The sequence below is a fragment of the Pseudobacter sp. genome (assembly GCF_051955275.1).
Classification (GTDB): Bacteria; Bacteroidota; Bacteroidia; order Chitinophagales; family Chitinophagaceae; genus Pseudobacter.
Genome location: NZ_JBQCGW010000212.1, coordinates 1 through 7685, shown reverse-complemented (window position 1 = coordinate 7685; position 7685 = coordinate 1). Strand labels below are relative to the sequence as shown.

Genomic DNA, 7685 nt, shown 5'->3' with positions numbered 1-7685 from the left:
GCAGAAACTGTTACAACAGCAGCTTCTGCGGCTTTTTTTTTTCGGGACCAGCTTTTCTGGTTCAATTTGCCGCAAAAACACCTGCTGTGCCTTTTGGGACAATATGACGGAAGAAAACAGGAAAACTGTCAGTGAACTTCCTGACAAGTAACAGTCATCCTTTTTTCTTTTTTTATACCATTTTCTGGTAAGTTGTCAGAACCCGCTTCAGTAGCGGGTTCTATGTTTTATGCCTGTTACTCATCCATTCCCGGCATTGGCTAACTGAGGGGTGAAAAGGTTTAACAATGGTTGGAGTTTTGTTTACATACACTGACCAGTAAAATTACCAGTTATGAGAACACGTATTTATCATCTGATGCTAATCACATCTGCACTCTTCTGCTTTATCAGCTGTAAAAAAGGTGATACAGGACCAGCAGGCACTGCCAATGTTTATTACTCCGATTGGTTCAGACCGGAAACCTATATCAAAGACACCTTGTTCGGGATTTGGGGATTCAAATACAATAAATCCGCTCCTCAGATCACACAGAACATACTGGACAGCGGTGTTGTGCTTACATTCGGTAAAATGATGGGATATAATCCCGCTGTGTGGCCAGCTAACACTGTAAGTCAACTGCCTATCAGCATCACTTATATCTCTGGTGGAATCCAGGAAGATGTCTGGACTGCTACTGCCAGCCCGGGCAATCTGCGGATCCGCTTCACAAACGATCACAATATTTATACTGTAATTGCAAATCAGCATGTGTTCAGGTATGTGATTATTCCAGGTGGTCTGCCGGCTTCAGGACTGAACTTTACTTACCGGGATATTGCCGCAAAATATAACCTGCCTGACTGATGCATAAATTTTATATCTTGGTTCCATTATGCCCAGTGAAAATTTCAAGGTACGGGAAACAGCTGAACAAAAACTCAGGAAGGAATTTGATGCTTACCTGGCCTCGCTGATTGAAAGAGCATCCGGTGAACTGGAAATGAAAGTAATGAAACCCTCTCCATCAGCCGTTAATTTACTGCCTGCATTTAATTTATACAGCGGGCAACAGCAGCCTGGCGTTGCTGCTTCCTGGATAATACAGAAGAGCAACCATCATTTTCACCTGTTCTGTGTTGATATTGATTCCACCCTTAAAATATACAGATCACGTGAAACCCAAACTCATTCATTCCTTTACGGATTGGTGGAAACAAAAAAAGATTTCGGCGTGAGCCTGCTGACGCGGGAAACGCTGGTAGACAAATTCGCCGATATTTTCATCAAGGCCGATATCGATTTTAATACCCATAAAAAGTTCAGTTCCCGCTACCGTTGCTTTTCGAACGATAATAATAAATTCACCCATGCCATGTCCCCGCAGTTAATGGACTTCCTGGCAGAGATCGATCATATTGAACTGGAGTTCAGGAATAATTTCTGCCTGTTCCGCACCGAAAAGTCTATCATAGATCATGAGAATAACCTTGCGCTTTTTTCAATTGGCATCGGGCTCAGCAATATCCTGGGCTAAATACCCTCTTTTTTGAGAAATTTGCATAGCCGCCTTCACCCTGTTTCTTCTTTTCTGTGCTTTCATAAAGCAGTTATCCGGTATTTACTAAATGACTATTTATGAAGCAAATTCCTGCAAAGCCCGTTTTTCTTGTCTTGTTCTGTTGTGCATTATCAGGGCAAGCCAGTGCGCAGACATCAATTTCAGCCTCCCAGGCTGATACCAGAAGCTCCGTGATCAGGGCTGTGATGAACCATCTTATTCAAAACCATATCAGTCCAAAGCCAGTCAATGACAGTTTTTCCGTAGGTGTGTTCAGGGATATTATTCAGCAGCTGGACCCTCAGCGCCATACTTTCATGCAACCGGACATAAACAGACTGAAAGCACAGCAATATCAGATAGATGAACAGCTGATGAGTGGTTCAACAGCATTTTTTGATTCTGTAATTTCTATTTACAGGACCAGGATGACTGAGTTCAGGCAACTGTATTCCGGGATCCTGGAAAAGCCCCTGGATCTGGAAAAAAATGAGATCTTTCCTGCCAGCCATACTCCCCCTGCCAGTAAGGAAGAGAGGACTATGATGCTGACCAGGAAACTGAAAATGGATGTTCTGAAAAGATATTCAGTGCTTGCCGGCAATCAAACGAAGCTGGATCCTGCACTGGAGGCAAAAGCCAGGGCCAGTGTATTGAAAATGTACGATGGTTATTTCAGCCGCGAGTTATCGGAAAAAGCAACAAAAGAAAAATTTACTGCCTATGTGAATGTAGTGGCGTTTCAGATGGATCCGCATACTTCTTATACGGCACCGGATTACGCTGAAACTTTTGCAGGCATCGATGGCAAACCATATTATGGACTGGGACTGCAATTGGATAATTCTGGTACAGATATCATCATCAGGCATATCGTTTCCGGAAGCACCGCCGATAAAAGCGGTCAGTTTAAAGTGAATGACAGAATACTTTCCATTGCAGATAAAAATGGGAATATGGTGCCTGTAACCGGCATGCAGGCCCGCGAAGTACCGGCATTGTTAAGCAGCACTTCACCGGCGACGGCTACTTTGAGGATCGAACATGAAGATGCAACGGAGCAGACTGTAGTTGTACCCAGGGAGGAGATGATCATGCTGGAGTATAAACCAAGATCAGCAGTACTGATAAATGATGGCATCAGATACGGGTATATCAAGCTGCCAATGTTTTACGGAGGTGTGTTTGTTGGGGCCGATATGAATGCCGGTGCCCTTACTGAAAAGGAAATTGAAAAGTTGCTGGCGCAGGAAGTCAAAGCCGTGATCCTGGACCTCCGTGGCAACCCTGGTGGTGCTGTTGATGTGGCGCAGTATATCGGAGGATTGTTCGGATTGAAAAATGTGATGTCCATTACAGTTGCAAAATTCAATTCAACTTTTGAAAGACCTGGCAGTAATATACTGTATAAAGGAGCGCTGATACTTTTGACAGATGAATCCACTGCTTCTGCTTCTGAAATGTTGGCTGGTGCTGTTCAGGACGAAGGACGGGCCATTGTGATGGGCGCCGCCAGTACTTATGGAAAAGGTACCGGGCAGATCCCGGGATCACTTTTTCAAAAAGATACAGTATCCGGAAAAACAAATATTGGTCTGGGTAACTTCAATGTTACCATCAAAAAAATTTACCGGGGAGATGGAACATCCAACCAGGTCAGGGGCGTAATACCTGATATTATATTCCTGGAAAAAACAAAACTGGCGTCTGTCCGGGAAAGAGATTTTTCTACTGCTTTGCCAGGTGGGTTTTATGAAAATGCAGATTATAAAAAAGGAACCTGGAATTTCGACTATCCCCGGGTAGTAAAGAATGCGCAGGAAAGGATCAGGAACAATCAGTCCATCAACCTCATCGCTGGTAATTTTGCGAAATTGGAAAAACTATTGTCGCAACCTGTGGAAATGAACTGGAAGAAATACGCTGACCGGAACAAAGAATACCGTCAACTTGAAATTGATATCGCCAACGCCGCCTTATCAGTTGACAGCAAGCTCCTGCAGGCTGAAACCAGTATGCCGGAATGGATGAATCCCAATAATATCCATCCGTATCAGCTGCTGGAGTACCAGGACTGGCTGAAAACGCTGGGTAAAGACATTTATTTGCTGGAAGCAGTGCAGGTAGCTAAAGACATGATCGCAAATCCCGGCTAATCAAAATCCCCTTTTTATGGGATTGGCCACCCCCTGCCAGGATTGTAGTTTTATGCAAAAATAAGCATGAAAATTACGGTCGTTTTTATGGTGTTCCTGGCGTATGCGATACCCTGCATGGCTCAGAAAGAATCTTACGGCCTGGTTAGTTATGCTGCTCCCAGGTCATGGAAAAAAGAAAATGGAAATAGCTGTGTCACGTATTCGCAGGTAAATCCTGCCAATAAGTCCTGGTGCATGATCAGCCTGTATAAAAGTACTGCCAGCAGAGGTAGTGTGGAAGCAGACCTGGAAAGCGACTGGGAGCTCCTGGTTGCAAAGGACAATGCCATCACTGCAGGCCCCCAGCGCGGAGATATTCAGGAGCGCAACGGCTGGAAAGTTCAGGCAGCCGGAGGCAAAGCCACGTTTAACGGAGCAGAAATGATGGTATTGCTTACTGTGATCTCCGGACAGAATAATTGTGTAAGCATTGTTGCCAGAACAAATCATGCCGGTTACCTGCAGGCCATTGAAGATTTCAATGCCAGCATTGAAATGAAACTACCGGATCCCGCAACCAATACACAAACAAGTTCTGTTGCAGCACAGCCGGCGGGGAATAATGCCGGTCTGCAAACTACCTGGGATGATGGCTGGGTCAGCAATACCCGGGAAAACTGGACTGAAGTGAAAAATGGAAATGTCAAGGTGCTTGTGCATTATCCCAATGCCCGGGCAGATGCTTACAATTCCGTTCTGAAAGACGGATTGGCCAATGCCTGGAATATCCTCATCGCTCCCCGTTACAATAATATCCGCAACCTGGAAATGAAACCCATCCAGAGTTTTGAATCCATTGCTTTCTGCGAAGCGGATGCCACTGATAAGGAAACCGGTAAACCGGTGCATATCGTGCTCTTCAAAAAACATTATTCAAATGGCAACGGCCGTTACCTGGAATTCATTACAGGTAGCAAACAGGATTATGAGAATTCATTCGGCGCTTATCACAATGACGAATTTAACTGGGATAAACCGGCCAATATGCAGTTCAGGAATAAATTTGCCGTCACTGCAAAAGAACTGGCTGGTAAATGGAGTGCCAGTGATTATGCTTCTCTGAGTTATTACTATGTGAACAGTGGTGGTTTCGCTGGTGCTACTGCCACATCCATTGCACATGAGTTCACTTTCCTCAATGGTGGGAATTATCAGAGCGATCATGCCGGCGCTTCGGGTGTTGTTGGCAACCAGAAATTTTCCCGGCAGGTATACAAAGGGAAATTTACATTATACGACTGGAACATGGAGCTCACCAATCGTTTCAAAGGAGAAACAGAAAAATTCATGAGTTTTTTTGAAGCCATCAAAGGCGGACGGATACTCATACTGACTGACAAACACAATACTGTTTACACGCTGGTAAGAACCCGTAAATAATCATCCGAAAAATGACAACCTTATTCCGGTTTATTCTAACCCTTACAATATATTCACTCGTTGCCGGTGCCTGTAAAACAGTCCCCGTTACAGGACGCAAGCAATTGAACCTGGTGCCTGATTTCATGATCAAAGAGTTGGCTTTCTCTGAATATGATTCTATCGTGAAAGTCAGTGCTACCCTGCCTCCTGCCGATATCCGCGCCCGGATGGTTTCAGGAATCGGCACAAAGATACAGCAAGCAGTTGAGCTGTATCTGCAGCAGAATAACCTGCACAAGGAACTGAAGACTTTCAAATGGGAGTTCAATACCATCGATGAGAATATCGTGAATGCCTGGTGCATGCCCGGTGGAAAAGTGGTAGTATATACAGGCTTATTGCCTGTTACGCAAAATGAAACTGCACTGGCCTTTGTAATGGGGCATGAAATTGCACATGCCATCGCCCGTCACGGTAATGAAAGAATGAGCCAGGGACTGCTGGTGAATTTCGGAGGATTGGTATTGCAGGAAGCGATTAAAGAAAAGAAACAGGAAACCCAGGTATTGTTCCTCGGCTTATATATGATCGGTTCCAATCTGGCTTATGCACTGCCCAACAGTCGTCTCCAGGAAAGCGAAGCAGACAAGCTGGGGCTTATCTTCATGAGCATGGCCGGTTATGATCCCGCCGAGGCCCTTCCCTTCTGGCAACGGATGGCGCAGGTGACCGGCAAATCAAAAACGCCGGAATTCCTTTCCACCCATCCTTCTGATGAAACCAGAATGAAGAAGCTGGCTGCACTGATCCCCGAGATCAAAGCGCAGTATTATAAAAAGAATTAATGGAGCCCGTTGCTTAAATGGGCATTCACTTTCGCAAGGTAAAATTTAAGCCCCTCATGTGCAGGCTCGATCCTGGCAGCTATTTCAAACTGTTCTTTGGCTTTGAAATAATCCCCCAGTTTGAAATAACATTCTCCAATGGAAAATTCAGCGAGAAAACTATCCGGATTTATAAGTAAAGATTGACGGAAGTCTTCAATGGCTTCTTCATAAAATCCCAGGTCCATCTTACAGAAAGCCCTGTTATCAAACGCTTCAAAGAACTGAGGAATAAGATCAATTGCCTTTGAATATTCTTCGATGGCTTGAAAATCAAGGTTCATACCGGTCAGACGTAAAGCTGTCTGGTAATATTCTTTGGCAATGTTCACACAATATGCTGGTTCCTGTGTCTGACGCAGGTATTCATGATAGCCGGTCAGCTCTTCGGCAACTACCGGGTAATTACCAAAGTAAATGGCGTCTGCAAATGCTTTGCTGTAGATTGTGGAATGATAGGAGTATACTGTGAGAAATTCCAAACCGAACTCAGTGGGTGCATCAGTCAGTGGCTCATAACTGAGCAGATGATAACAGTCGGATTCCTCTTCATTGACCAGTAATTTGAAGACCAGGTAACTGCCCTGTTCCTGGAGATAAAAGATATCGCCTGCTATGAATTCCATAATCTGATTATTACTCAAAGATAAAAGAAAAGCTGCCCTTAAAAAAAGGACAGCCCTGGGTATATAAGTGTACGGACCCGTTATAAAATTTCTTCCAGTTTTTGCTGTAAGGCTTCGCCTCGCAGATAAACCGCCACGATTTTTCCATTTGGATCGATCAGGTAATTCATGGGGATGCTCTGAATATTGTACAGGTCCCATATTCTCTCCTGGTCTGCTTTGGTGAGGGTAGCTACATGGTTCCAGGGAAGACCGTCTTTCACAATGGCTTCCACCCATGCTTTGCGGTCGCCGGGTTTCTCCAGGGATACACTTAGCACGGTGAAATTCTTATCCTTGAAACGGTTGTATGCCTTCAATACATGCGGGTTCTCGAAGCGGCAGGGAATGCACCAGGAGGCCCAGAAATCAAGCAGGACGTACTTTCCACGGAAAGAGGATAACTTCACCGGGTTACCCAGCGTATCGTTCAGCACAAAGTCAATGGCATCCTGTCCAGGACCCAGCTTGAAAGCGCTTTCTATCTGCTCTCCCATCTTCTTACCTACGATGGTTTGTTTGAGATTGTCAGCTAACACATTGTACAATGCTGCATATTTCTCTTTCTCCTCAGCCAGTGATCTGGTGCTGACCTTATCCCTGAGCAGGCCCAGGGAAACATGTGAAGCGGGGTTCTTTAACAGGTAAGACAGTTCAACACTGTCGATCTGAAGTTTGGTCGCTTCATTGAGGTCGTTGAATCTTTTTCTGTTTACTGAATCACGCTTTGCCGCTGCATGCAGCATATCGTTCCAGGATTTCTTCTCTTTTTCCAGGAATGGCTTCAGCTTCTTCTGAAGGGACAGCCATTCTTTCTGCGACTTGCCGGGAGCTTTCACTGTTGCTGTTGCCAGTGGTAATCCAGCAATGGTTACCTCTCCGCCCTCGATGTAAAATTCCACTTTTTCCGAGGTGACCCAGGGATTGTCTTTCCTTTCTTCCTTTGTGGTATTGATACTGAGAGAGGCTTTTGCCGGTTCCATTACGGTACCTTCAATTGTATACGCACCGTTTTTGATGAACACGGGGGCA

General features: G+C 45.0%; 7 protein-coding genes. 5 read left to right on the top strand and 2 right to left on the bottom strand.

All coding sequences use genetic code 11. The features are described from left to right. Positions 1 to 334 precede the first annotated feature (334 nt). The 5 genes from ACTHMC_RS18250 to ACTHMC_RS18230 all read left to right on the top strand — a co-directional run bounded on the left by ACTHMC_RS18250 (position 335) and on the right by ACTHMC_RS18230 (position 5949). Entirely contained in the window at positions 335 to 850 is a 516-nt protein-coding gene (locus ACTHMC_RS18250) for a hypothetical protein (protein ID WP_440415231.1), read from the top strand. 28 nt (positions 851 to 878) lie between these two features. Next, positions 879 to 1520 (top strand): hypothetical protein, encoded by a 642-nt coding sequence (locus ACTHMC_RS18245; protein WP_440415229.1) that lies wholly within the window; start codon positions 879 to 881, stop codon positions 1518 to 1520. Positions 1521 to 1621: 101 nt separating this feature from the next. Continuing rightward, on the top strand, positions 1622 to 3700 hold the full coding sequence (locus ACTHMC_RS18240; RefSeq protein ID WP_440415228.1) for a carboxy terminal-processing peptidase: 2079 nt from the start codon (positions 1622 to 1624) through the stop codon (positions 3698 to 3700). Between the two features lie 66 nt (positions 3701 to 3766). After that, positions 3767 to 5122, top strand: a complete 1356-nt coding sequence (locus ACTHMC_RS18235; protein WP_440415227.1) for a hypothetical protein — start codon at positions 3767 to 3769, stop codon at positions 5120 to 5122. 11 nt (positions 5123 to 5133) lie between these two features. Next, positions 5134 to 5949 carry a M48 family metallopeptidase gene (locus ACTHMC_RS18230; protein ID WP_440415226.1) on the top strand — a complete coding sequence of 272 codons (816 nt, stop codon included), beginning with the start codon at positions 5134 to 5136 and terminating at the stop codon, positions 5947 to 5949. On the opposite strand, the gene ACTHMC_RS18225 is transcribed toward ACTHMC_RS18230, so the two are convergent. Next, entirely contained in the window at positions 5946 to 6614 is a 669-nt protein-coding gene (locus tag ACTHMC_RS18225; protein ID WP_440415224.1) for a tetratricopeptide repeat protein, read from the bottom strand. The genes ACTHMC_RS18230 and ACTHMC_RS18225 overlap by 4 nt on opposite strands. A gap of 80 nt (positions 6615 to 6694) precedes the next feature. Continuing rightward, on the bottom strand, positions 6695 to 7685 hold a 991-nt coding region (locus tag ACTHMC_RS18220), incomplete at its 5' end, for a peroxiredoxin family protein (RefSeq protein ID WP_440415222.1).